Origin of the sequence: Lutimonas saemankumensis, from assembly GCF_020171465.1 — a bacterium.
Lineage (GTDB): Bacteria > Bacteroidota > Bacteroidia > Flavobacteriales > Flavobacteriaceae > Lutimonas > Lutimonas saemankumensis.
Map to the genome: position 1 here is coordinate 1 of NZ_JAIUZR010000003.1, position 24,889 is coordinate 24,889.

Genomic DNA, 24,889 nt, shown 5'->3' on the forward strand with positions numbered 1-24,889 from the left:
TACTGATTTAACATCCATAGATTTTTCGGCAAATGATTTGCTGGACCTTGTATATGTTATTAATAATGATCTTCCGACGGATCAGCTCGACAAGATAGTGAATGATCTGGATGCTAATGGAGCTAGTAACGGAGATCTACAGATAAGAAATCAATCGACTGGAGATGAGTTAAGTAGTTTATCCTATGATGGGTACACAAATTTGATCAATCGAGGATGGACAATAGATGTTGATGCACCAGAGCCACCGGGACCTTCAGGTCCGCAAATTAACGTTACTGGTAACGGAATTGATATAGTGAGTAGTGCCGCGGCGGACCCTTTAAACGGTTCTGATTTTGAGTCCGTTATTATTGGATCACCAGCAACGAATCAATTTACTGTTGAGAATACGGGTGATGAAGATTTAGTTATAACATTGTTCTTTAATACGAATCCTGTTGATTTTTCAAATACTACTCCAAATTTTACGATAGCGGCCGGAACTAGCGAAACATTTGACGTTACTTTTAATGCGCTTACTGAAGGTGTAAAAAGTGGAAGTATCATTATTCAAAGTAATGATGCTGATACTGCTGTGTTCGTGTTGAATTTAAGTGGTCAAGGAGTTACTGTTTTACCGAACCAGATCATGATCTCTCAGTATTATCATGGTTTTGGCGGGGTGAATAATTGGATAGAAGTAACAAATATTTCCGATAATCCAATTGCTGCTGACACCTATTTTCTTTGTTTGTTTGAAGATGACCTGGCAAGAACCGGAGTTATTGAAACAGCCACTCCTTTAAGTGTGGGAATTCCAGCCATTGATCCGGGAGAAACTATTTTATTCAGAAACGGGGCTGCATCAACACCTGGCACGGGCAACATAGGTGATGCCACACAGGTAATTAGCGATGAAGTATGCTCGTTTAATGGAGATGATGTCATATTAATATCAAGTAATAATAATGGTAATTCCTATAATTCAAGAGTCGATATTATGGGGAATATTTCTCCAGGCCCTACAGAAGCACCTGAACCTTGGGGTGATTTGTTATGCCTTATTAAGGGAGGTTGTTCATCGGAATCGGCGCATACCACATTTGACATAAATGATTGGACAAACATTCCTTTATCTGATGTGGATGCAGCTTTGAAAACTTCAAATATTGCCTTAGGTACACAAATAGTCGGCCCAACAACATCTTCTGACGGTGTTAACTGGGATAATGGTGATCCGGATCAGTCGAGAACAGCTATTATCGATGGCAGTTTTACGGGAGCAGCGGAGACTTTTACGGCATGTAATTTGATAATTAATGCTGGTTCTAACGTTCAATTTGATTCGAATGGGGCTACAAGCAATAGCATTGTTTTGTATGGAGATCTTCAGGTTGACGGTAGTTTGACCATAGGTGACAAGGAGTCATTAGTGGTTCTGGATAATACAGCAACTCTTGGTACGATAACGAAACTGGAGAATTCAAATCCTTTAAATAATTATTTAACGGATATGACCTATTGGTCATCACCTGTTGAGGGAGCCCAGTTATCGACAATTTTTGCCGGTGTTGCACCAAATCGTATTTTTGAGTTTAATGCGGGTACAACGAATCCTTCTAATCCAGATTTTGGATATTGGGCGGTAGCATCAGGTGCCATGGAAAGAGGTAAGGGCTATGCAGCCCCTGGATCTGCTCCCGGGGTGCAGACTTTGACTTTTACAGGTATTCCTTATAACGGAACATATGGAAAGAACTTATATTACAGTGGAACCCCGGACAATACACCAACGGCAAATGAGAATTTTAATTTAATTGGAAATCCCTATCCGGCAGCCATTGACATTGTAAAAGTGATGCAGGACAACGGAAGTGTTCTGGATGTGGCACTTTGGTCTCAACAGACTGAAATTGATCCTGATACAGGAGAATATGATGACGCGGATTATGTAATTATAAATGCTGACGGAACTTCCACGGACGGAGTAACAAAGAATATTTCTTCCAGCCAGGGCTTTATGATTCGAAGTACGGCAGAGACTTTTCTGACCATCAATACTTCACATCTATTAATTGGTCAAAACGATCAGTTCTACAAAACCAGAAATGCCAAATCCGAAATACAGGATGAACTGGACAGTGGCGATGAACTGGAAGGAAAAGTATGGTTGAGTTTAAGAAATGGAAGAGAGAACAGAAAAATTGTAGTTGGATTCAATAAGGATGCTACGGATTCTTATGATAAGTATTTTGATTCTTACGGAACCTTATACAGTACCAAAATTAGTCTGATTGAGAAGAATTCTAAATTTTACTCAACCATTGGTCAGGATAAATTTGTAATTCAGGAACTGGGTACATTTGGAGCTGGCAGAGAAGTTGGCCTTGGATTCGACACTAAGAAAGCAGGATGGTTCAAAATGAGCATTAACAGGAAAGAAGGAGCCATGAATGATTCAGATATTATCCTTGTTGATACTTATCTGAACATAAGACATGACCTTAACAGATCTGATTATGAGTTTGAAGCTACCGAAAAAGGAGAGTACGCTGATCGATTTAAACTGGAATTTGTGAATAGAAACGCTGATCTTGGGGATAAAGATATTCTTGATGAAAGCTTATTTACAGTTGTCAATAATTTTGATGTGATGAAAGTAAATTCAGGAAAATCGGTAAATGAAATAAGAGTTTATGATCTTCTTGGAAGAATGATAATTCAGGACAGCCCAAAACAAAGATCATTTGAATTGAGCACCGTTAATGTAAAAATTGGAACGGTAATGTTGATAGAGGCGAAGTTGGATGATGGAAGTATGATCAGTACCAAATCAATCAAGTATTAGAATAATTTTGCCAAAATAAACTAACCTTTGAAGGCCGCCCATATGGGCGGCCTTTTTTATGGACTGAATTACCACAGTTTGATAGCATTCCATATTAAATATTCATAATCCTGGCTTCGTTTTGATCATTTCTAACTTTTGAATAATCAAGGTCAGTGAATCAGGAATCCTTAGTTAAAACTCTTCTAAAGTAGATACTGATATGTATTGTGAATACCCGCTATGATGCTTTCGAAGTTAAGTTTATGGTCACTAAGAACATTTAACAGCAAGGCCCTTTCATTAGGTGAATTTGGTTTTCAGCCTGTCTAAGGCATTACATACTCTAATTTGAGCCTGCTGAGGAGTTCCTGTACTTTTTCCCTGTCTTCAATTTTACATACGATATAATCAAAGTGGAAATTATAGATTAAAATAACGAGGCCTCTTTTTTTAAGCAGGTTATTGTTTCTGTGAAGATAATCATAGGCATACTCATCCGGTTTTGCCTGATAGAAATTCAGATCCTTAAGAACAACTAATTCGTTTATAGCTTTTTGAGCTACTTTGGCTTTTTCGCTGTAAGCCATTAGCCCTTCATAAGTGAGTATCTGGGTAATTGCCCAATGTGAATAGATGAATTCATCTTCGGTAACCGTCCATTTTGCCAAATAGGGGTTAGGCTCAAAATTCGGGTCTTCAAATTTTATTTTGACTCCCCAGTTTTTAATTGTATTCAGAGAATAATCCTTATACACAAAATCGAATTTCTGAGGGTTTGATACCGCCAGCCATAATTTGTTCGCTAAAGCAGTCTTTTCAGACTCAGTAAAGGCGTCCATGGTCAGCATATCGGCTAACTGAACAAAGAGCTCTCTGTCGATTCCAAATTCCTCAGTTTTTGGTAAAACTTTGGTATAATTTCTCAGCTTGCTCTTGAACTTGATCTTTGTATAGTCTTTTTGCTGAGGAAAGGCCCAAATCCCATTGAGTAATAGAAAAAGTAAGAGTATGGATTTTTTCACCTTTCTAATTAATTTTGCGGTTTGATTGATTCCCTTATAAACGTGATAAGCATTCAATTATTGGATAAATTTAAAAAAAAATCTGCTTTAAATTAATAAAGCAGATCAATGAGGGGAACTTTGATGGAAATTAGGGTTGAACCAATTCCCACCTAAATTTTTCGAATAACTCTGTTATCTGCTCTTTATTGTCAATATCACAGACCACAATGTTGTAATATCCTTTGGTTACAAGGGCTACTAACCCTTTTTCTTCCAGCTCCGAATTAACCGTTTCTATATATGAATAGGCCCAGTCATCATCCTTTGGGGCTTTAAAATCAAAATCCTTTGTAATCAGTAGATCATTAAAGGAGGAAGCAACACTTTCAGCATCGTCACCATAGGTCATCAATTGAAAATATTCAAGGATTTTATTCAAAGCTAATTGAAAATAGGGGTATTCATCATCACTCACAGTCCAATCGGTGAGATATGGATTAGGTTCGAGCACAATCTCTCCGTTAGCATTTTCCGAACCCCAGTTTTTGTTTGAGGATACGGAGAAATCTTTATAAACATAATCGAAAACTCTTGGCTTGGCCATAGCCAACCAGGTTTTGTATACAATTTCTTCCTGTTCTTCTTTAGAATAGATGTTTTTACCCAATAGGGCAACAATCTCTTCTAAGAGTTCTTTTTCAATACCAAGTTCGGAGGTTCTGGGGTCGACTTCCTTATATTTATAGATATAACTTCTGAATTCCACATTTGAATAATCCATTTGTCCAAATGCAAAAAACGTAAAAGCCGACAAGATGTAGGTTACGAGTAATTTTCTTTTCATAGGCGCAATTTCGTTCAACTTTTCTTTTACGATAAACATAAAACACTAATATTCAGATTGTTATCTAATTATTAGTTGATCAGTTTTACTAAAAAATAAATCGAACTTTAGGGGATTCAACTATTTTTCTGGGGGCAATATAAGGCAAAACAGCTTACAAACCAAATTTAAGCACAATTTTCGTCCAGGAAAATACAGGTTAAACCTAAGAAAATTAGAAAGTTAACAGATCTGTACACTAATTGCTGAGCATCACAGGCATGACCAGCATGGTTATTTCTTCCCCTTCTTCCAACCCGTCAATCGGGGTAAGAATACCCGCTCTGTTTGGTAAAGACATCTCTAAAAGAATGTCATTTGAATTTAAATGATTCAGCATTTCAAGCAAGAACCTTGAATTGAATCCAATCTGCATATCATCTCCTTCATAACTACATATGAGCCTTTCATCCGCTTTATTGGAAAAATCAAGATCCTCTGCAGAAATCTTAAGTTCCGTCCCGGCCATACGCAGTCTGATCTGATGGGTAGTTTTGCTCGAAAAAATAGATACTCTGCGAACCGAATTGTAAAATGAATTTCTGTCGAGGGTTAGCTTATTCGGATTTTCTTTTGGAATTACGGCTTCATAATTCGGGTATTTACCATCGATTAGCCTACAAATCAGAGTGCTGTTTCCAAAAGAAAATTTAGCATTAGTATCATTGTATTCGATAACTACATCCTCATCATTTCCAGAAAGAATATTTTTTAATAAAGTCAGTGGCTTTTTAGGCATGATGAATTCTGCCACTTCGTTTGCGCTCACATCCTTACGGATATATTTAACCAGTTTGTGAGCGTCAGTTGCAACAAAAATAAGGTTTTCCGGGCTTAGCTGGAAAAAAACACCGCTCATCACGGGCCTCAGGTCATCGTTCCCGGAGGCAAAAATGGTTTTCGATATTCCTGCCGCAAGAATACTTGCTTTTAAGGTAGTGCTGCTTGGCGTTTCCAGTTCGACTGCCTTTGGGAATTCTTCCCCGTCCGCATAAGCCAGAGCATATTTACCACTATCAGAACTGATCTCTATTGTATTGTTATCTTCAACCTTAAAGGTCAAAGGCTGTTCCGGAAAAGTTTTTAAAATGTCTAAAAGAAGTTTTGCCGGCACCGCAATAGCACCAGTTGCATCTGATTCCACTTCAATTGAGGTGCTCATCGTAGTTTCAAGATCAGAAGCAGAGATTCGCAATTGATCATCCGTTAACTCAAATAGAAAATTATCCAGAATAGGAAGTGTATTATTCGTATTAATAACACCGCCTAATATTTGTAATTGCTTCAATAACTGAGAACTGGAAACTATAAACTTCATTCTTTTTATTTTAAAATAGTCTTGATTTGATGTATCTTTTTACCAGAAGATTCAATTCCTGTCGAAACTTTAAAACCCTGATATAAATAGGCAGTCAAGTTTTGATCTTTTGGCACTACATAAGCATACAAATATATTATTTTAAAGTTGAACTTTGAAAATTTATTTGGTCTGTATATTAACAAAATGATATGTTAAGGTTTTCTTAATAATTACTGCCGTCGAACATAATTTATTTAGATTTGTTCGACTGTCTGATAATCACAAACATCTGTAATGAATGATTGTATCAAGTCGATTCTGACAGTTATCAGAACAACAATTTTAAACCTGAATGATTTATTTCTATTATAATCTATGAAAAGACGATTAACTCTATTTGTAATTGGGATTTTAACCTCTTTGAACGTAATTTCGCAAGCTCCAAGAAAACCCGGATCTTCAGAAATTTACGAAGACATTAAAAAATTGAATTTTCTGGGGTCTGTTCTTTATCTGGCAGCGCATCCGGACGATGAGAATACAAGGCTCATATCCTATTTTGCAAATAACGTACACGCAAGGACTGCATATTTATCCATAACCAGAGGAGATGGAGGTCAAAACCTTATAGGCCCTGAGATCAGGGAGTTATTAGGTGTGATCAGAACAAATGAGCTGCTAAGGGCCAGGGAAACAGATGGAGGAGAACAGTTTTTTACCCGTGCCAATGATTTTGGTTATTCAAAGCATCCTGATGAAACCCTGAAGTTATGGAACAAAGACGAGGTCCTTAAAGACGTTGTCAAGGTCATCAGAGAATTTCAGCCTGACCTGATTATCAACCGGTTTGATGCCAATTCGGCAGGAAGAACACACGGCCATCATACTTCTTCTGCAATTTTAAGTCTGGAGGCATTTGATTTAGCTGCAGATCCCAATTATGAGTCTTACGGTTTAAAGGCATGGGAAACCCAAAGGGTTTTTTTTAATACCCATTGGTGGTTTTATGGTAGCAGGGAGAAGTTTGAGGAAGTCGATAAGTCTGAGATGATCTCTTTTGATACAGGGGTTTATTATCCTACCCTAGGATTATCGAATTCTGAAATATCTTCGCTAAGCAGAAGCATGCATAAGTCCCAGGGTTTTGGAAGTACCGGAACACGAGGTACGGAAATGGAATATATTGAACTACTCAAGGGTAAAATGCCAACAGACAGGCAAAATGTATTTGAGGGTGTAGATACAAGCTGGTCCAGGGTAAAGGGAGGTGAGGAGATCAAAGTTATCCTTCAAAAAGTTCAAGATGATTATGATTTTTCAGACCCGTCAAAAAGTATCCCTGATTTGATGAAGGCCTATGCCTTGATTGATTCACTTGAAGACAGTCATTGGAAGGCACAGAAACTTCCTGAGATAAAAGACATCATTGCGGCCTGTTCAGGGCTTTATCTAGAGGTTGTTGCTTCGCAGGCTTATGCTACAGAGAATCAAAAGATAAAGGTAGAAATTGAGGCGGTGAACAGGAGCTCACAGCCTATTCAATTAAATTCCGTTAAGTTGTTACCTGAGGATAATAAGGTGGATCTAAAAATCGACTTAAAGGACAATGTTCCTTTTAGCAGGGAAGTGGAAATGATCATTGAAGAAAATGCAATGATCACAAGTCCCTACTGGTTGGAAAATAGAGGTAGCCTGGGCATGTACGAGGTAAAGGATTCCGGAAATATAGGAAGGCCCTTGCCTTTGAGATCGCATCAGGTTCTATTTCAAATGGAGTTTGAGGGAATCAGTATTGATTATACAAGACCCGTGATTTACAAGTACAATGACCCGGTTAAAGGTGAAGTGTATCAACCTTTTGAAATTCTTCCTGAACTGGTTTCAAGTATTGCTTCAAAAGTGATCATCTTTAGCGATGAAGCGCCCAAGGAAATACCGGTCCAGGTCAAAGCTTTTAGAGACGGTGCCGAAGGATCCATAAAACTTGTCGTTCCCAAAGGATGGGAGGTCAGCCCTAAAATGAAAGATTTCAAAATAGAAAACAAGGGAGAGGACCTGACCCTGAATTTTATTGTAAAACCAAGCCCGGATCAGAGCCAGGGGTTTATCAAACCCGTGATAAGTTCAAACATGAATACCTTTACGAAGTCTTTGGTAGAAATTAACTATGACCACATTCCGAAACAGTCGGTTCTGTTGCCCTCAGAATCAAAAGTAGTTCGATTGAACATTCTTAAAAAAGGTCAGGAGATAGGCTATGTAAAGGGAGCAGGAGACGAGGTTCCAAAGTCTTTAAAGCAAATTGGATATTCCATTACTGAAGTTTCCCCGGAACAGATCTCAGAGCGTTCTTTAGATAAATTTGACGCCGTAATCATGGGGATTCGAGCCTATAATACGGTACCGGAACTGGAATCAAAGCAAAAGTATATTTTAGATTATGTAAATAAGGGAGGTAATTTGATCGTTCAGTACAACACAAGCCATAATCTTGTTGTTAATGAAAACCTGGCACCTTATCCTCTTAAACTTTCAAGAGATCGGATTACGGATGAAACAGCAAAAGTGACATTCCTGAACAAGGATCACGAGGTTTTAAATTTTCCCAATACGATAAAAACGGAAGATTTTGATGGCTGGGTGCAGGAAAGAGGATTGTATTTTCCAGATCAATGGTCAGAAGAATTTACACCCGTATTGTCTTTTAAAGAAAACGGGGATCCTGAAATGAACGGGAGCCTTTTGGTTGCAAAGTACGGAGAAGGACACTATATTTATACAGGCCTTTCCTTCTTTAGGGAGTTGCCGGCGGGTGTTCCCGGGGCTTATAAATTATTTGCCAATATGATTTCCATTGGGAAAAATGATCTGGAGCAGGAGATTAAGGAATAGCCAAGGCTTTGTTTGGGGCCGGTAGCATATTAATGTTATTTCTGGCATAAATTGAGAAATCAAATGGAAGAAAGAAAAGTAGTTTCAAAAAAATGGCGTGGGCTTTACACCTATATGCTGATTGCCAATGTGATTTACATTGTGATATTCTATATTATTACACAACTTTATAATTGATCAATGGTATTATTGGACTGGATCGTTTTATTGGCGACACTTTTGTTTATAGTGATTTACGGATCATGGAAAACCAGGGGAAGCAAGAATGTCAAAGATTTCATTAAAGGCGGAAATGAGGCCAAATGGTGGACTATAGGCCTGTCGGTAATGGCAACCCAGGCGAGTGCCATAACCTTTTTATCAACACCGGGACAGGCATTTCACAGTGGGATGGGTTTCGTCCAGTTTTATTTTGGATTGCCTCTTGCCATGATTATTATTTGCATGGTTTTTATTCCTATTTACCACAAATTAAAAGTTTTTACGGCCTATGAATATTTAGAGACTCGTTTTGATTTGAAAACAAGGTCTTTGGCCGCAATTTTGTTTTTGATTCAAAGAGGTCTTGCAGCGGGAATTACCATTTTTGCTCCAGCCATTATATTATCCGCAGTTTTGGGTTGGGACCTTCTGACACTGAACATAATCATAGGAGTTCTTGTGATCATTTATACAGTAAGTGGAGGTACCAAAGCGGTAAGCGTTACACAAAAGCAGCAGATGGCTATTATTTTTACCGGAATGTTTGCTGCCTTTTTCATTATACTGGGTTATCTGCCCGAGGACGTTACTTTTTCCAAGGCCATTGAAATTGCCGGGGCAAGCGGAAAAATGGAGGTTCTTGATTTTTCATTTGACCTTAACAACAGATACACGGTTTGGACGGGGTTTTTGGGAGGTACGTTTTTAATGCTTTCTTACTTTGGGACGGATCAGTCCCAGGTGCAGCGGTATTTATCGGGTAAATCGATAAGAGAGAGTCAGTTAGGACTTCTTTTCAACGGATTTTTAAAGGTCCCTATGCAATTTTTTATCTTGCTTGTAGGGGTTATGGTATTTGTTTTTTATCAATTTAATAATTCCCCTTTGAATTTTAATCCATCTGCTACCGATGTGGTGAAGGAGTCAATATATGCTGAGGAATATGACGCATTGGAAAAGAATCATTTGAATCTTTTACAGGAAAAGAAAGAACTGCAGTTGCAGTATGCTGAGTATCCGGATCAGATCGAGCTCGGTAACAAGATCAGTGAACTTCAAGAAAGAGAGCTGGCTTATCGGGAAGAAGCAAAGGAACTCATACTAAAGGCAGACGCAAATCAAGAGGTTAATGATAAGGACTATGTCTTTATTCATTTTATTCTCAATAATCTTCCACGTGGCCTTATAGGGCTCTTGCTGGCGGTAATTTTATCCGCAGCTATGTCTTCAACCGCATCTGAACTAAACGCTTTGGCGGCTACGACCACTATGGATCTCTACAAACGAAACGATCATAAGAAAAGAGATGACATGTATTATGTGTCTGTTACAAAATGGTTTACTCTTGCCTGGGGTGTGTTGGCTATACTTGTAGCGAGTGTTGCCAATTTGTTTGACAATCTGATCCAGTTGGTTAACATCATTGGTTCTATTTTTTACGGTAACATATTAGGTATTTTCCTCATTGCTTTTTTTATCCGATTCGTCAGGGGAAATGCTGTATTTACAGGTGCACTGTTAACGCAGCTCGTCGTTATCTGGATCTACTTTATGGATGTACTTCCATATTTATGGCTCAATCTGCTGGGATGTGTGCTGGTTATGCTTCTGGCCGTGATAATTCAGTTTGTTACCGGAGCCAGGAATACCAATAAGGTTTAGTTTGATTTCTTTCTGCAAGTCAGGTGAATATATGTTTTAAATACCTCAAATTACATGAAAAAAAAGCCCTGATTATCAGGGCTTTTTATTTAAATTAATTCGTTGACTTTATTCAACTTTAATATGGAGTCGTGCCTTATCCCAGGAAAAAACGATACCCGATTTATCCACGGCGTACATCAACTGTTCCTGAGTACTTGTATCAAATTCAGGTTTTATCATTACACGCAAAGCATCATCCGATTCAGAATAGGAATAAGCCCCCCAGGCATCATTCTTCTTGTTAAAAATAGCCACCCAGTCACCGGCTTCATTAGGAATGATGAAAAATCCGTATTTACCGGCAGCTAGTTTTTTACCTTCAACACTCACGTCCTTATCAAAAGAAACAGTTGTGTTCTCATTGGCGCCTGCCCTCCAGACCTGGCCATACTTCTCCAAGCCTCCCCAGATCTTTCTTCCTTTGACACTGGGTGCCCCATAATCGATTACAATATTTGCGCCATTAACGGTTCCTTTGGTACTTAATCTAGGGCTTTTTTGCGCACAGCTTACGGAAACAATAAAAAAGAATGAGAGTATTAAGCTAAAAGTTTTCATAATTTAATTTTTATTTGCTCCACTCTGCGATGGATTCTTTGTTCATTTTGATATAGTCGTCATTTCCTGCTTTCTCAGAGGCAGCTAAAGAAACTTTAGCGCTTTCTATGGCCCCTTTCTTATCTCCGAGCTCGGCCTGAATCAATGATTTTTGACGTGACATCCAAAATGCATTTGGGTTCATTTCCACAGCTTTACTTACCCACTCAAGCGCCTGATTCAAATCCTTACCTGAACTCCTGTAATAGGAGGCGGCACTAAAATAATCGTTGGCAGTTGGCCCTGCCATTGCACTTTCAATGCTTTTAACAGCCATTTCATCTGTTGGAGTGTCAATTTTTAGCATTACCATGGTTTTTTCCCACATGATATACATATTTCCGGAAGTTCCGTCAGCAAGGTCTCCAAAACCAAATGTAAAGTTTTCCATTGGGTAATCCATAGGCATGGTCTTGGCCGTTACCTTAAGCGCTACCTTACTTTCATCAAGTTCAGCCGGGGCACCCCCTGCCTGATATTCTGTGTAGAATACAATGTCCCAAGAATCTGAATTAGGAACACTTAATATGGCGTAAGTTCCTTTTTTTAATTCTCCACCATTTATTTTTAGATCTGTACTCGTTGAGAATTTAGTTCTCATATTGGCTCCGGTTCTCCAGATTTTACCATAAGGTACAAGGTCGCCAAAGATCGTTCTTCCGCGCACAGCTGGCCTCGAATATTCAACAGAAACCTCGGATAATCCTATAGTCTGAGATACTTTTGCCGCCGGGCTGGGTTGTGGGGTTTGAATTTGTGCCTGTAAAGAAAATATGGCACATAAGAATGTTAGAATAGTTAGTTTAAATTGCATAAAATAGAGTTTTCGTTAATAAATCTTAAATTTAATTCAATTCTCGGGCTTGATCCGAAATTCCTTGAGAATTTAACAAAAATTTAAGAGGAATTCAAACTGATGACGGGTCAATGTATTGCAACTGCAATTTTAACTGTATTTTCTTCTTCTGTTCCAGTTAAACAAAATGCCAAAAAGAAAAAGAATGACCAAGGGAAATGCTATGTTCAAGAGCTGCCAGTAATTTCTTTCTCCATAAGCTTTTTCCTTATCCAGGAACTGGATCTGCAGTGATTTTCCCCTGAGTTGCAGTAAACCTGAATCATCCAGCAAATAATGAACACTGTTAAGTAAAAAGTCCTCGTTACCAAAATTTTGACCGGTCCATTTATCCTGACCCAGTGGTAAAGGATTGTTGCTCATGACTTCATTCACTGCAATGTCTCCGTCGCTAACAATAATCATCTGGTTTGCTAAACTTTTGGGCCTGTAGTTTTCAAGTTCAAAGGGTAGCACGCGATTTGAATAAGCCGAGTTAAATGACCCTTCTAAAAGCACGGCAAAATTCGTCTGGGCATCTTTGAATTTTTCTTTATCCACCGGGATGGCAACTTCATTAAGGCTAATGTTCACAGGTGTACCCGTAATCTTTGCCACAGGAGAAGATTGTAAGAGCAGGGTTTTCTTTATTCCATTATTGAGTGTATCAATACTGCTCGGGAACTTCAATAAAACCGGATCCAGGTTTTTGGTAATTGGATTCGTATTATCCGCAAATACCAGCGGAAAGTAAAGCCATGGAAAATTTTGATATTGAACCTGGTTACCCGTGTTGCCGGCAGCAAGTCTGATACTGCTGCTGTACAGGTCCTTGGTGACATTATAATTTATCCTGACTCCGTAGCTAAATAGTAAATCGGTCAGATTCAGATCCCTGTTAAAGGCAAGTGAGGTACCGGAGGTCATTAAACTGTCCATTTCCGCATAAACGTTGTCAAGTAACCAAAGTGTTCTTCCCCCGTGTGCGATATATTGATCTAGAACCAGTTTTTCATTTTCCTCAAATCTTTTTGATGGCTTTACGATGACAGAAAGGTCATAGGCGGACAGCTGCTGGAAAGTTCTTACAGGATTTTCCGAAACTGAGTCCATTGTGAATTCAGCCAGCTTGTAATATTCTCCCAGCTTTTTTAGAAAACTGTAAAGATAAATATCTTCCGGTTGGCCATTTCCTTTTAATACAGCTATGGTTTTTGACTTTCCCTGACTTATTTTATGTATGGCGTTGGAAAATTCATATTCCAGATTTTCGATCGAATTTTGCAATTGCTGTTCCTGACTGGGAGCCAGGGCACTGACCAGCAGAGGTACGTTTTCCTCTTGATTACCATAATTAACGACTGCCCATGGAAAAATGACCTCTTCAGAAACTTTTCCATCTTCCTGTACCGTTAACCTGCTTGGCTGAAGCCCTTTTTTGACCAATTCCTTGGAGGAACTCATCGGATCAATAAACCTAAACTGTATTAATTCATTGATTTCATTGAATTCCTGAAGCAACTGATTGGTTTCCAGCTGCAGCCTTTTGAATTCCGCAGGAAAGCTTCCCTGTAGATACACCTTAATTGACAGAGGTTTTTCGATCTCACTGATTAATCTTTTTGTTTCGTCTGATAAAGTATAGCGTTTATCATGGGTAAGATCATATCTTTTGTAGTAAAAACTTCCTGCAATATTCAGGCCTACAAGTACGATGAAAACAATGAATATGTTCAAATATGTTTTTTTCTCGGTCACCATCATTTTCTTTTCTTATTGTTTCAAATCAAAATTCGTCTTTGTAAAAAAGAGGAACAAAAAGGTTACACTTAAAAAATAGATTAGATCTTTCGTATCGATGACTCCTCTGCCTATATTGACAAATCTCGCATAAAGCCCAAGACTTTTGAGATCAAATTTTTCAATAGAAAAAATTCCATCCAGGGCTTCGAATCCATAAAAGATAAAAAATGAAAAAGCAACACCTAAAATAAAGGCAACGATCTGATTATTGGAAAGGGTAGAGGTCCACATCCCAATTGCTGTGATTGAACTGGCGAGGAACAGGAGGCCAAAATAGGAGCCTATAATACTTCCAAAGTCGATATTTTCGGGAGTCGCACCCAACTTGAAAATGGTGTAAACATAAATAAGTGTAGGAACCAGTGCGATTAAAATCAAAATCAGGGATCCCAGATATTTTCCGATCACAATATCCCAGCTACTGATAGGTTTCGTCTTTATAATTTCAATCGTTCCTAACCTGATCTCATCCGAAAATGTACGCATCGTTATAGCTGGGATCATAAAAATAAAGAACCAGGGAGCGATAAAGAAGAAGCTGTTCAAATCGGCAAAACCTGCATTCAAAATATTGAAATCTCCTTTAAACACCCATAAAAACAATCCGTTGATCAGTAAAAAAATGGCAATGACCAAATAACCGATCGGGGTGGCAAAAAACATTTGAAGTTCTTTTTTCAATATTGCGAACATATCTTATCTCAATTAATGATCATTCAGGTTTTTTCAAACTTACGATTTTATCTACACTCCAGGCTTCTGGTTTGCGACAGAACATGGTTTTGGTTTTTGCCCATACTTCTTTGAAAAAGTCGGAATTTCGATAAGCATTCAGATCTTTTTCTGATTGCCAGTGACTGTAAGTAAAAAAAATACATTCATTGTTTTTGTCCTGGTATATTTCAAGGTATTCACATCCCTCAAAATCAATGATCTTGTGTTTGATTTTATGGAAACGAGTCAGAAAAGCATCTGTTTTGTCTGGTAAAAAAGTCATTTTAACAATTCTGATCAGCATAGTCCTAAATTAAAAGAAACGAACCGTGATATTATCTCTGTAATCCAACCCCAGTAAATTGGAAGCTCCTCCTACTGTCTTTAAATTACTGCGGTAAATTGAAATTTCAAGATAATTCGCACAATTAAAAATTGCCAGTTTCTTTCCGTCATCCTGTCTCTTTTCAACAGGGGTATTATAGTCAACTATGTCATTGTATTTTTCATAAATTCGTGTGAATTTATAATTTCTCGCAATAATTTCAAATTCTCTTCCTTTTCCTACGTTCTGAAAAATACTTTTGGAGATATTGCTTATGACATTTCCAAAGTTGTCAATATAGATGATGCTTCCAACGATCTGGTTCTTCTCAGCATTGACCAAAGGTTGAATTTCCTGAATTTTTTTTATTTCTGAAATCTGCTTTCCAATGACATCCAGCGTACCACCTCGGGCTATATGACAGGCTACCTTAATGAAAATGCCAAGAATTGACAATTTGATGTCTTCCGGTTTTGCCAGGGTAATCTCGACAATCTTATCCGGATTGATCTCATTGGTGATCATCGAGAGGATCCCATTATCGCAACAAATAAAGTACTGCTCATCCATCTTGATGGCTATCGGCCTGTTTTCGATGCTTATTTCAGAATCAACACCAACAATATGAATCGTTCCCGGGGGAAAGTTCTTATACGTATTTTTAAGGATATATGCAGTTTCGGTTACGCTGAACGGTGTAATATCGTGTGAAATATCAACAACCCGAACCTCGTCCAGCTCTCCATAGATAGATCCTTTGACAGCACCAACAAAGTGATCTTTTGTACCAAAATCGGTTGTTAAGGTTATGATTGGCATATTTTTCTCAATGATTCCTGAAAATGGAATATAATATTTTTAACAAATGGTTTTTTGCTGTTAAAATGTGCTATTTTTGTTGTACAAATCTAATCAAATTAAAATATTATTAAAGCTCAAAAGGCTTTATTTTTGAACTAAACTTTTTAGTATTGAACGAAAGAATAATTGAACTGGAGCAGGTGTCTCCAAATGAATTTTTTGGACCTCACAACAGCAACATCGAGCTAATAAAAAAAAGCTTTCCAAAACTGAAGATTGTTGCACGAGGAAATAAGCTAAGAATATATGGTGAGTCTGTAATGCTCGATGAGTTTGAAAAGAAGTTCAATTCACTTGTTAATTATTTTCACAGATACAACCGGCTTGATGACAATAGTATAGAAAGAATTCTGAGTACTGAAGTGCAGCATAAGAATTCCAGGGATTCTGACGGGGTACTTGTTCATGGAGTTTCGGGACGAATGATCAAGGCGCAGTCAGTCAACCAGAGAAAAATGGTTGATATCATGAAAACCAATGATATGATGTTCGCCATTGGCCCTGCCGGAACCGGAAAAACCTATACTGCAGTTGCTTTGGCGGTAAAAGCTCTTAAAGAAAGAGAAGTAAGAAGGATCATATTGACGAGGCCTGCCGTTGAGTCCGGTGAGAACCTTGGATTTCTTCCCGGCGACCTGAAGGAAAAACTGGACCCTTATATGCAGCCGCTCTACGATGCTCTAAGAGACATGATTCCCTATGAAAAGCTCGAATCTTTTATTGAAAAAGGGACGATCCAGATAGCACCTCTTGCATTTATGCGTGGTCGCACCCTGGACAGTGCATTTGTCATTCTGGATGAAGCGCAAAATACGACGCATAATCAGATGAAAATGTTCTTAACACGAATGGGTAAGAATGCAAAATTTATTATCACGGGTGATCCCGGACAGATCGATTTACCGCGAAGACAGATCTCAGGCCTGAAGGAGGCGCTTTTGGCCTTGAAAGGACTCAAAGGAGTAGGTTTTGTTCATCTTGATGAAAAAGATGTTATCAGGCACAAACTGGTTAAACAGATCATTAATGCTTATAAAAATATTGAAACAGATTAAAAACAAGAAAATTACAGCATGAATACCATCAACGATACCAATTTTAATTTTCCCGGTCAAAAAAACGTATACAAGGGAAAAGTGAGAGAAGTTTACAATATTAATGATAAGTATCTGGTTATGATCGCGAGTGACCGTTTATCGGCTTTTGATGTGATCATGCCAAGACAGATCCCATTTAAAGGACAGATTCTTAACCAGATTGCCTCGAATATGCTTGAATCAACAAAGGACCTTGTTCCAAACTGGTTGATTGACACTCCGGATCCTAATGTGGCCGTGGGACATCTTGCCAAACCCTTCAAGGTAGAAATGGTGATCAGAGGTTATCTATCCGGTCATGCCTGGCGTGAATACCGAGATGGAAAAAGAACCTTATGTGGAGTAACGATGCCTGATGGTATGAAAGAGAACGACAAGTTTCCTGAACCCATTATAACACCTTCCACCAAAGCGGACGATGGGCTTCATGATGAAGATATTTCAAGAGAAGATATTATTGCCCAGGGAATTGTTTCTGAAGAAGATTATACAGTCCTTGAAGATTATACGAGAAAATTGTTTCAGAGAGGAACCGAGTTGGCCGCAAAAAGAGATCTTATTCTCGTAGACACAAAATATGAATTTGGAAAAACCATGGAAGGTGAAATTGTCCTGATTGATGAAATTCATACACCTGATTCTTCCAGATATTTTTATGCTGATGGTTATCAAGACCGTCAGGACAGAGGAGAGGCCCAAAAACAGCTTTCCAAAGAATTTGTCCGTCAGTGGCTCATAAGCAATGGGTTTCAAGGGAAGGAAGGCCAGGCTATTCCTGAAATGTCAGATGAAAAGATCAATGAAATTTCTGACAGATATATCGAATTATATGAAAACATTACCGGTGATTCCTTTGAAAAAGCGGACACTGATCATATTCTTGAAAGAATTGAAGAAAATGTGACCTCTTTTCTGTCTGGGCTTCAGTAACCGGTAATTACATTCTGACAGGCGTAACTTTTTGAATGTTGATTTGATCCATGCATTCCTTCATGAGCGTGTAGGTTCTCTCTATGTGGTTGTCCAGGCCTATGGAAAACCGGATCAACCCATCAGTGAGACCCATCTGTTTTTGTTCATCTTCCGGAATTTCGGAAGAGGTGGCGGTTCCAGGAGCATTAAAAAGGGTTTTGTAGAATCCGAGGCTGACGGCCAGGTACCCAAGATTTCTTTCCTGCATAAGTTCCATCAAGTCATCGGCTTTTTCAAGGCTACCTGCATCAAGGGTAAGGAGACCTCCGTAGCCGTATTCGGGATTATATATAGAATTATACAAATCGTGCTGAGGATGACTTTTTAATCCAGGGTACATCACCTTAAATCCGTCCTCTTCGAATCTTTTTGCCAGATATAATGCATTCTCGCTATGTTTCTTCATTCGAATATGCAGCGTCCTGAGATTCTTAAGTACACTGGCAGAACGCAGGCTGTCCATGACGGGGCCGAGCAGCATACTTGCACCATCGTTTACATTTCGAAGGCTGTCAATAAACTCGTTGGATGCACAAATCACACCGCCTACGGTATCACTAGTTCCGTTAATGAATTTTGTCAAGCTGTGTATCACAATGTCTGCTCCTAACAAAGCCGGAGAAATCTGAAGCGGAGAAAAGGTGTTGTCAACTACCAATGACAGCTTGTATTTTTTGGCCAGTTTGCCGAGTTCCTCGATATCAGCTACCTCCAATAAAGGGTTGCTCACACTTTCACAATAAAGAATCTTTGTTTTTTCATTGATCGATGCTTCAACTTTTGCCAAATCGGTGATATCAACAAAGGAAGTAGAGATACCAAATTTGGGTGTAAAGTTTTTCAAAAAGGCATAGGTTCCTCCGTAAATGGTTCTTGAAGATATAATATGATCACCTTGGGAGCATAACTGAAGGATCACAGAAGAGATGGAACCCATTCCGGAGGCAGATACATTGGCAGATTCGGTACCTTCCATGGCAGCGAGCGCCTGCCCCAAATACAAATTGGAGGGGCTTGTATGCCGGGAGTAGAGGTAGCATCCTTCGAGATTTCCCTCAAAGGTATCTATCATGGATTTTGCAGCCAGAAATGTATAGGTTGAGGAATCAGAAATGGAAGGATTCACACCTCCAAATTCACCAAAGTACTGTAAATCTTGAATATTATCGGCAGGATTGAATTTCATGACTTTTGTGTTTATATTGATAATTCATACAAAAATAAATTATAATAGAATAAAAATCAATAGTATTGTAAAATAATAGAAAATAAAACTAATAATATTAATTATCATAGATATTAAATAACATCTTTTTATATATTTGTGGTATAAACGGAAAATATTTCCATAAAAGGAATGGATCAGCAGGATAAAAGGATTTTAAAATTTCTTCAACAAGACAGTAAGATCACAATTAAGGAATTGTCGATGCATTTGGGACTGTCAGGTACGGCAGTGTATGAACGAATCAGGAAGATGGAACGCAAAGGAATTATCGAAGCCTATTCGATAAGGGTGAACAAGGAGCTTACCGGGCTTGGTTTTGTGGTATTTTGTCAGATAAAATTAAAGGAGCATCGTCATGAGTATCTCGTAAAGTTTGAACGGGAAGTGATTAAATTCAAAGAAGTATTGGAATGTTATAATGTAAGTGGTGACTATGACTATCTATTGAAGATTGCCGTCAAAGATATGGCCGCTTATCATCAGTTTTTGAACGACAAGTTAACATACCTCGACCACATTGGAAGTGCACATAGCACCTTTATAATCAATGAGGTTAAAAATACACAAGCTGTCGAGTTTCAATAAAAAAAGAGCCATTAAGGCTCTTTTTTTATCTCCTTTCAAGTTTCTCATTTATTAGCTTCAACCACAACTGAGAGTTCAATGTCATCTGAAATGAACTTATCTCCCAGGTCGCTGAAAAAAGACTGAGATTTATATTTGATATCCCATTTTGACCGGTCAATGGTAAAGGTTTCTGTTTTCAGGTATAAATTCTTATCCGAAACTGATACATCTGCCAAAAAAGAAATGGAATGGGTCTTTTCTTTGATCTTTAGATCTCCCTTGATCAAGGTCTGATCGCCTTTTTTTTCAGTAGAGGTCACATTAAAATGAGCTAATGGATAGGTTGCGGCACCAAAGAAGTCATCACTTTTTAAATGATTTACCAGTTTGGCATTGTACTTATCATCCTGAGGCAAATCTTCAACCACGATTGAATTCATATCTATGTTGAACTCACCACCAACGATCATTCCATTGGCAACCTTGAAATGCCCATCTTTTAATGCTACCTTACCATAATGTTCCCCGGTTGGTTTAGACCCTTTCCAGTTTACCTTGGAGGAAGCAGTAGCAGCCTCGTATTGCTCCTGTGCCACAACCACCATCGTAAACAATAGGAACGTGGCATAAACACTTTTTTTTATAAAATTTTTCATAGTTTTTTGTCTTTTAATTTAGTTCGATAAAGTCTTTTTCTTAAATGATTCAAATTTTGAATCGCTTTCTTCCCTCGGCCAGCTGTTATTCTCAGCATTAACATCTGCCGTTAATCCATTAGGATCAATTTTGATGCCAGTAATTCTTTTCTCTGTTCCTAAAACCTTTTTGACCTCCTTATCATTAAACCTCCAGATCTCTGCCGGGTAATATTTGTTTTCTACGGTTCCATCTTCATAGGTTATCTCCGCGAGAATAGGCATTACCAGGCCACCTGGCTTTTCAAAAATGATTTCATAGAAATATTTTGTATCTCTCAGTTTTTCCCTTTCTTCCTTGCTGAAGTTGTCTGCCAGGTATTCACTAAGGGCAGGATTATTTCGCATGGATTCCGTGGCAGAATCTCCATTTGATTTATCAGAATCTATTTCAACCAGATACAAGTAGTTGTTTCTCAGGTCCTCATCACTCATTCCATAACGTTTACCCATTCTTTTCGCTTTTTCAGTAGGTTCGCTGGAAGCCTGATACATTTTTATATCCTTGATGCCAATATCATTGTAATGCGTTGTATAAAACCATCCTCTCCAGAACCAGTCAAGGTCCACACCTGAGGCGTCTTCCATGGTCCTGAAGAAATCTGCAGGAGTGGGGTGCTTAAACCTCCATCTTTCCGCATAAGTTTTAAACGCTTTGTCAAACAGGTCATGACCCATGACAACTTCTCTCAAAATAAACAATCCGGCGGCAGGTTTTGAGTAAGCATTTGAACCACTGTTGAAAACATTGTCGTGTTGCGTCATAATTGGTGCAAGCCTGCTCTGATCCCCGCTCATATAGGTTACCACGTTTTTTGGATATCCTCTGGAGGGAAATCCAGGTTCAAAATCCTGTTCTGCCAAAAGTTGAGCGAAAGTATTCAAACCTTCGTCCATCCATCCCCACTGGCGTTCATCAGAGTTCACGATCATTGGGAACCAGTTGTGACCTACTTCATGGATGATTACACCAATCATTCCATTTCTTGTTCTCTCCGTATATGATCCGTCAGGTTTTGGCCTTCCAAAATTGAAACAGATCATCGGATATTCCATTCCTTGTCGCTGTGCGTGAACAGAAATTGCCTTGTGGTAGGGATAGTCAAACATTTGAGCGGAGTAGGATTTTACCGTACTGGCAACGACTCTGGTAGAGTATTCTTCCCATAGAGGATTTCCCTCTTTGGAATAAAGCGAAATAGCCATTACGGTTCTGTCTCCCAGTTTTACAGCCTGGCCGTCAAGTATATATTTTCTTGAGGAAGCAAAAGCAAAGTCTCTCACATTTTCTGCCTTAAGTTTCCAGGTCTTTGTGCCTTTGGCAACTGTCTTCTCATTTTCTTCTGCTTCTTCCTGAGTTACAATGATAACAGGTTTGTCATAAGATTTTAGCGCTTTTTCATAACGTCTCCATTGTTTTCCGGTCAGCATCTCCTTACGATTGGTAATCACCCCGGTGCCGTCCAGGATATGATCTTCTGGAGTGGTAATATTTACCTCATAATCTCCAAAGACCAGGGCAAATTCTCCTCGCCCCAGAAACTGCATGTTCTGCCATCCTTCAACATCATTATAAACGGCCATTCTGGGAAAGAACTGGGCAATAACATAGTTGTTGTTTCCATCTTCAAAGTGTTCAAACCCTGACCTGCCTCCATCGATCACATGATTTGGAATATTATACCACCACTTGATCTTGAAGCTCACGTTTTCCCCCGATTTTAAAATATTCGGAAGATCTATTCTCATCATTGTACCATTAATGGTATAGGGTAAATCATTATCACTGGTGCTTTTTACATAATCTATGTGAAAGCCTCCGGGGAAAGGTTCTCCAAGGAATTCTTCCGTAAATTTTTTGGGCCTGTAAAAAGTAGAAGGACCAGCTCCTTTTACGTCATTAGTCTTTGCATCAGGTGCCCTGATATTCTGATCCAGCTGGACCCATAAATACTCCAGCTCATCAGGTGAATTATTGAAATAGGTTATTACTTCTTCGCCATAAATTCTTTGGTTTTCATCGTCCAGGATGATATCCATTTTATAGTCAGCTTTTTGCTGATAATATTCATGACCTGGAGCTCCTGAAGCAGTTCTGTATGTATTGGGCGTAGGAAGTTCCTGTTTCAATTGCCTGAATTTACTGATATTATAATGCCCCTCCTGCTTGTCGTTCTGTTCGCCTTCTTTCTGCTGGGCATATCCAGATAAGGATATAAGAATTGCAGCTGCAAAAACTGTAAATTTTTTCATTGGAAATAAGTGTTTTTTGAAAATTTCGACCGAAATTAATGAAATTTCATAAATTAGGAAAAAACGCTAAAATTTTAACATTTCTTTATCATTTGCCTTCACCAGGATAATCGTTTTATCAATCCCGTTTATTTTTAGTTTTACTATGTTTTGCTGCTCTTCAAAAGCCTCAAGCAGAACACTGTTTTGAACAGAAATTGAATTGATCTTCTCAATGTTTTCAAGTTCCAGATAGAAGAACACTTCATTATTTTCATATTCCTTTCCCAGATAACTGTAGCTCATTTCCTCGCCGTCTATCCAAATACTAAATTTGTTTCTAATATAGGATTCCAGATAGAATCCTGCCTTTTCATGCTCATTTTCTGAGGTCAGTTCAAGCTTTTCTCCAGTTCTGCTTTCCAAGGCTTCTTCGATATCATCTAAAAAACACCTCATGGTAATTTGAACAGCCTTCTTTTCTTCCACGAATTCTATCTGTGTCAGACTGACGTAATGTTTGTGTAAAGTAAAAGAGATCAGAGGTATAGTTAGAAAAATTAACAGAAAAAAGTACTTACGCATAGTGTTAAAATTATTAATTTAGTTTTGCAAAGGTAAGCAGACATTTAATAACAATCATTAGATCCATTGAACAGAATTGATCTCACCTGAAAAAATAATAGAGCATTACAAACGCGATAAGCTTCTTTTTGAGACTATCAAAAACCTCGATATTCAGATACTTCCCGAGCCCAATGTAGATATTTATCACTCACTTGTTGCCTCGATCGTATCCCAGCAGTTATCAACAAAGGTGGTTAAGGTTATCTGGGGTCGTTTTACAGGACTTTTTGCAGACGGATATCCGGATCCTGAAAGTTTGTTGAGCATTGAACACCAAGTGCTGAGAGGTGTTGGATTGTCCAACAGCAAGGCGAGTTACGTGAAGAATGTAGCCGAGTTTAGTTTGAATAATGACATGAGTTTTGAGTTTCTTCAGCAAAAGGGAGATGAAGAAATAATTGAATACCTGAGTCAGATCAAAGGTGTCGGAAGGTGGACCGTTCAGATGATATTGATGTTTCCTATGGATCGTCCCAATATCTTTCCCGTTGACGATCTTGGGATCCAAAATGCAATGAAAAAGATTTACGGTCTGGAACTTGAAAAGAAAGAATTAAAGGTAAAAATGATTGAAATTGCTTCCGTTTGGCAGCCCTACAGAAGTCTTGCTTCAAAGTACCTTTGGAAATATCTCGGTACCTGAGTTTCTGTTTTTGAAAGATGCGTCTTTTCAAGGTTTCATTTAATATTCATCTATGGTATTCAGGGATTCGTAATAGGGATCTTTATTTTTGAGTAAAATATCGATCACCTCAATCATTCTTCCCTTGTCATAAAGGTTGATGATTCCCATGGGGATGCAAAAATTTATATAGGGGATGATGTGCTCTTTCTCGATTTTTACTGAGTTAATGAAAAAGTCATCCTGAAATTGTTCCCTAAGTTTTTTCGAAAAGCTTATGTTTCTTGCGTTCTGTTCATCCTGCTCGATCAGGGCTTTTAATTTTCTGTCCCTCTTTCTGTTACCTGAAACAATGTTGTATACATCATCTATCCCTCCGGGCTTGAAGAGAAGAGCCTGTAAGATGACTACAGCGGTGCTTTTCTGACTGTAGTGATTTAGGTTTCGCTCGAGCTTATTTAAAGGTTTTTTACCGGCATTTGGAAGCCCTAATTCTTCGGACATGTCTTCATATTGTCGTACAATAACCTCATCCAGTTCATTCGTTAGCTCATAAAGGTTTATTAAAATAAACTTTTCGAGAATATGGCCCTGATTTACCAGAATAATTCGTTTTTCAAATTGAATGTCTGAAATTATGAGCGTATCATTTACGGCTACTGAAATTTTAAAATGCCCAAGTCTGTTTGAAATTGTCCCTTTCCTGGAATTTTTGTTAATTATATGAACGTTTTCCAGAGGGATCGTGTCATTCAACACTTTACCTGAAATGATTTGCCGGTTCTCCTGACCGTGGGCCAATGACCAAAAAAGAAAAAAGAACAAAAGAGTTGCCCGATTCATGATTCAAAGTAACGAATCTGCCATTGAAAAGAAAACTCTAATTATGATAATCTTTTGTTAAAGCGCATTATTCCT

Annotated in this window: 21 protein-coding genes; 7 read left to right on the plus strand and 14 right to left on the minus strand. The window is 38.4% G+C overall.

Annotation, left to right across the window (positions count from 1 at the left end; translation table 11 throughout):
• A partial coding sequence (locus LCM02_RS01370) for a choice-of-anchor D domain-containing protein (protein ID WP_224926521.1) occupies window positions 1-2,830 on the plus strand: 2,830 nt, incomplete at its 5' end.
• Window positions 2,831-3,138: 308 nt separating this feature from the next.
• Here LCM02_RS01370 and LCM02_RS01375 read toward each other — a convergent pair.
• The 3 genes from LCM02_RS01375 to dnaN all read right to left on the minus strand — a co-directional run bounded on the left by LCM02_RS01375 (window position 3,139) and on the right by dnaN (window position 6,017).
• On the minus strand, window positions 3,139-3,834 hold the full coding sequence (locus LCM02_RS01375; protein WP_224926522.1) for a hypothetical protein: 696 nt from the start codon (window positions 3,832-3,834) through the stop codon (window positions 3,139-3,141).
• A 130-nt stretch (window positions 3,835-3,964) separates the two neighbouring features.
• Window positions 3,965-4,660 (minus strand): hypothetical protein, encoded by a 696-nt coding sequence (locus tag LCM02_RS01380; RefSeq protein WP_224926523.1) that lies wholly within the window; start codon window positions 4,658-4,660, stop codon window positions 3,965-3,967.
• A 238-nt stretch (window positions 4,661-4,898) separates the two neighbouring features.
• On the minus strand, window positions 4,899-6,017 hold the full coding sequence (gene dnaN / locus LCM02_RS01385) for a DNA polymerase III subunit beta (RefSeq protein ID WP_224926524.1): 1,119 nt from the start codon (window positions 6,015-6,017) through the stop codon (window positions 4,899-4,901).
• A 357-nt stretch (window positions 6,018-6,374) separates the two neighbouring features.
• On the opposite strand from dnaN, the gene LCM02_RS01390 reads away from it, so the two are divergent.
• Together LCM02_RS01390 and LCM02_RS01395 are read left to right on the plus strand one after the other, a co-directional pair.
• Window positions 6,375-8,891 carry a PIG-L family deacetylase gene (locus tag LCM02_RS01390; protein ID WP_224926525.1) on the plus strand — a complete coding sequence of 839 codons (2,517 nt, stop codon included), beginning with the start codon at window positions 6,375-6,377 and terminating at the stop codon, window positions 8,889-8,891.
• 180 nt (window positions 8,892-9,071) lie between these two features.
• Window positions 9,072-10,754, plus strand: a complete 1,683-nt coding sequence (locus LCM02_RS01395) for a sodium:solute symporter (RefSeq protein WP_224926526.1) — start codon at window positions 9,072-9,074, stop codon at window positions 10,752-10,754.
• Between the two features lie 108 nt (window positions 10,755-10,862).
• Here the strand turns inward: LCM02_RS01395 and LCM02_RS01400 are convergent, their stop codons facing one another.
• From LCM02_RS01400 to LCM02_RS01425, 6 genes are all read right to left on the minus strand, one after another.
• Entirely contained in the window at window positions 10,863-11,354 is a 492-nt protein-coding gene (locus LCM02_RS01400; protein ID WP_224926527.1) for a DUF2911 domain-containing protein, read from the minus strand.
• A 10-nt stretch (window positions 11,355-11,364) separates the two neighbouring features.
• A complete protein-coding gene (locus tag LCM02_RS01405; RefSeq protein WP_224926528.1) occupies window positions 11,365-12,207 on the minus strand; it encodes a DUF2911 domain-containing protein in 843 nt (280 codons plus the stop codon).
• Window positions 12,208-12,339: 132 nt separating this feature from the next.
• On the minus strand, window positions 12,340-13,965 hold the full coding sequence (gene gldG / locus LCM02_RS01410) for a gliding motility-associated ABC transporter substrate-binding protein GldG (RefSeq protein ID WP_224926529.1): 1,626 nt from the start codon (window positions 13,963-13,965) through the stop codon (window positions 12,340-12,342).
• A gap of 36 nt (window positions 13,966-14,001) precedes the next feature.
• Window positions 14,002-14,724 (minus strand): gliding motility-associated ABC transporter permease subunit GldF, encoded by a 723-nt coding sequence (gene gldF / locus LCM02_RS01415; RefSeq protein ID WP_224926530.1) that lies wholly within the window; start codon window positions 14,722-14,724, stop codon window positions 14,002-14,004.
• Window positions 14,725-14,743: 19 nt separating this feature from the next.
• The gene (locus LCM02_RS01420) at window positions 14,744-15,049 is read right to left on the minus strand and encodes a putative quinol monooxygenase (RefSeq protein WP_224926531.1); all 306 of its coding nucleotides are present in this window, start codon (window positions 15,047-15,049) and stop codon (window positions 14,744-14,746) included.
• Window positions 15,050-15,058: 9 nt separating this feature from the next.
• Window positions 15,059-15,889: an SAM hydrolase/SAM-dependent halogenase family protein gene (locus LCM02_RS01425; protein ID WP_224926532.1), complete on the minus strand. Its 831-nt coding sequence runs from the start codon at window positions 15,887-15,889 to the stop codon at window positions 15,059-15,061.
• Between the two features lie 152 nt (window positions 15,890-16,041).
• Here LCM02_RS01425 and LCM02_RS01430 point away from each other — a divergent pair, with 152 nt between their 5' ends.
• Window positions 16,042-16,986, plus strand: coding sequence for a PhoH family protein (locus LCM02_RS01430; protein ID WP_224926533.1), 945 nt, complete (start codon window positions 16,042-16,044; stop codon window positions 16,984-16,986).
• A gap of 18 nt (window positions 16,987-17,004) precedes the next feature.
• Complete coding sequence (locus LCM02_RS01435) at window positions 17,005-17,958, plus strand: phosphoribosylaminoimidazolesuccinocarboxamide synthase (protein WP_224926534.1); 954 nt, start codon at window positions 17,005-17,007, stop codon at window positions 17,956-17,958.
• A 7-nt stretch (window positions 17,959-17,965) separates the two neighbouring features.
• Here the strand turns inward: LCM02_RS01435 and LCM02_RS01440 are convergent, their stop codons facing one another.
• Window positions 17,966-19,186 (minus strand): aminotransferase class I/II-fold pyridoxal phosphate-dependent enzyme, encoded by a 1,221-nt coding sequence (locus LCM02_RS01440; RefSeq protein ID WP_224926535.1) that lies wholly within the window; start codon window positions 19,184-19,186, stop codon window positions 17,966-17,968.
• 171 nt (window positions 19,187-19,357) lie between these two features.
• Here LCM02_RS01440 and LCM02_RS01445 point away from each other — a divergent pair, with 171 nt between their 5' ends.
• Window positions 19,358-19,813 (plus strand): Lrp/AsnC family transcriptional regulator, encoded by a 456-nt coding sequence (locus tag LCM02_RS01445; protein WP_224926536.1) that lies wholly within the window; start codon window positions 19,358-19,360, stop codon window positions 19,811-19,813.
• 44 nt (window positions 19,814-19,857) lie between these two features.
• Here the strand turns inward: LCM02_RS01445 and LCM02_RS01450 are convergent, their stop codons facing one another.
• The 3 genes from LCM02_RS01450 to LCM02_RS01460 all read right to left on the minus strand — a co-directional run bounded on the left by LCM02_RS01450 (window position 19,858) and on the right by LCM02_RS01460 (window position 23,307).
• Entirely contained in the window at window positions 19,858-20,451 is a 594-nt protein-coding gene (locus tag LCM02_RS01450) for a YceI family protein (RefSeq protein WP_224926537.1), read from the minus strand.
• An 18-nt stretch (window positions 20,452-20,469) separates the two neighbouring features.
• The gene (locus LCM02_RS01455; protein ID WP_224926538.1) at window positions 20,470-22,743 is read right to left on the minus strand and encodes a M1 family metallopeptidase; all 2,274 of its coding nucleotides are present in this window, start codon (window positions 22,741-22,743) and stop codon (window positions 20,470-20,472) included.
• 66 nt (window positions 22,744-22,809) lie between these two features.
• Window positions 22,810-23,307 (minus strand): DUF6702 family protein, encoded by a 498-nt coding sequence (locus tag LCM02_RS01460; protein WP_224926539.1) that lies wholly within the window; start codon window positions 23,305-23,307, stop codon window positions 22,810-22,812.
• 76 nt (window positions 23,308-23,383) lie between these two features.
• Between LCM02_RS01460 and LCM02_RS01465 the strand changes: the two genes are divergently transcribed.
• A complete protein-coding gene (locus LCM02_RS01465; RefSeq protein ID WP_224926540.1) occupies window positions 23,384-23,992 on the plus strand; it encodes a DNA-3-methyladenine glycosylase family protein in 609 nt (202 codons plus the stop codon).
• 39 nt (window positions 23,993-24,031) lie between these two features.
• On the opposite strand, the gene LCM02_RS01470 is transcribed toward LCM02_RS01465, so the two are convergent.
• Window positions 24,032-24,814 carry a carboxypeptidase-like regulatory domain-containing protein gene (locus LCM02_RS01470; protein ID WP_224926541.1) on the minus strand — a complete coding sequence of 261 codons (783 nt, stop codon included), beginning with the start codon at window positions 24,812-24,814 and terminating at the stop codon, window positions 24,032-24,034.
• Between the last annotated feature and the right edge of the window lie 75 nt (window positions 24,815-24,889).

Coding starts and splice junctions, on each gene's coding strand:
- LCM02_RS01470 (WP_224926541.1), bottom strand. CDS start 24,814: ATGAATCGGGCAACTCTTTTGTTCTTTTTTCTTTTTTGGTCATTGGCC.
- LCM02_RS01450 (WP_224926537.1), bottom strand. CDS start 20,451: ATGAAAAATTTTATAAAAAAAAGTGTTTATGCCACGTTCCTATTGTTT.
- LCM02_RS01435 (WP_224926534.1), top strand. CDS start 17,005: ATGAATACCATCAACGATACCAATTTTAATTTTCCCGGTCAAAAAAAC.
- LCM02_RS01445 (WP_224926536.1), top strand. CDS start 19,358: ATGGATCAGCAGGATAAAAGGATTTTAAAATTTCTTCAACAAGACAGT.
- LCM02_RS01420 (WP_224926531.1), bottom strand. CDS start 15,049: ATGCTGATCAGAATTGTTAAAATGACTTTTTTACCAGACAAAACAGAT.
- dnaN (WP_224926524.1), bottom strand. CDS start 6,017: ATGAAGTTTATAGTTTCCAGTTCTCAGTTATTGAAGCAATTACAAATA.
- LCM02_RS01455 (WP_224926538.1), bottom strand. CDS start 22,743: ATGAAAAAATTTACAGTTTTTGCAGCTGCAATTCTTATATCCTTATCT.
- LCM02_RS01395 (WP_224926526.1), top strand. CDS start 9,072: ATGGTATTATTGGACTGGATCGTTTTATTGGCGACACTTTTGTTTATA.
- LCM02_RS01400 (WP_224926527.1), bottom strand. CDS start 11,354: ATGAAAACTTTTAGCTTAATACTCTCATTCTTTTTTATTGTTTCCGTA.
- LCM02_RS01405 (WP_224926528.1), bottom strand. CDS start 12,207: ATGCAATTTAAACTAACTATTCTAACATTCTTATGTGCCATATTTTCT.
- LCM02_RS01380 (WP_224926523.1), bottom strand. CDS start 4,660: ATGAAAAGAAAATTACTCGTAACCTACATCTTGTCGGCTTTTACGTTT.
- LCM02_RS01440 (WP_224926535.1), bottom strand. CDS start 19,186: ATGAAATTCAATCCTGCCGATAATATTCAAGATTTACAGTACTTTGGT.
- gldF (WP_224926530.1), bottom strand. CDS start 14,724: ATGTTCGCAATATTGAAAAAAGAACTTCAAATGTTTTTTGCCACCCCG.
- LCM02_RS01460 (WP_224926539.1), bottom strand. CDS start 23,307: ATGCGTAAGTACTTTTTTCTGTTAATTTTTCTAACTATACCTCTGATC.
- LCM02_RS01425 (WP_224926532.1), bottom strand. CDS start 15,889: ATGCCAATCATAACCTTAACAACCGATTTTGGTACAAAAGATCACTTT.
- LCM02_RS01390 (WP_224926525.1), top strand. CDS start 6,375: ATGAAAAGACGATTAACTCTATTTGTAATTGGGATTTTAACCTCTTTG.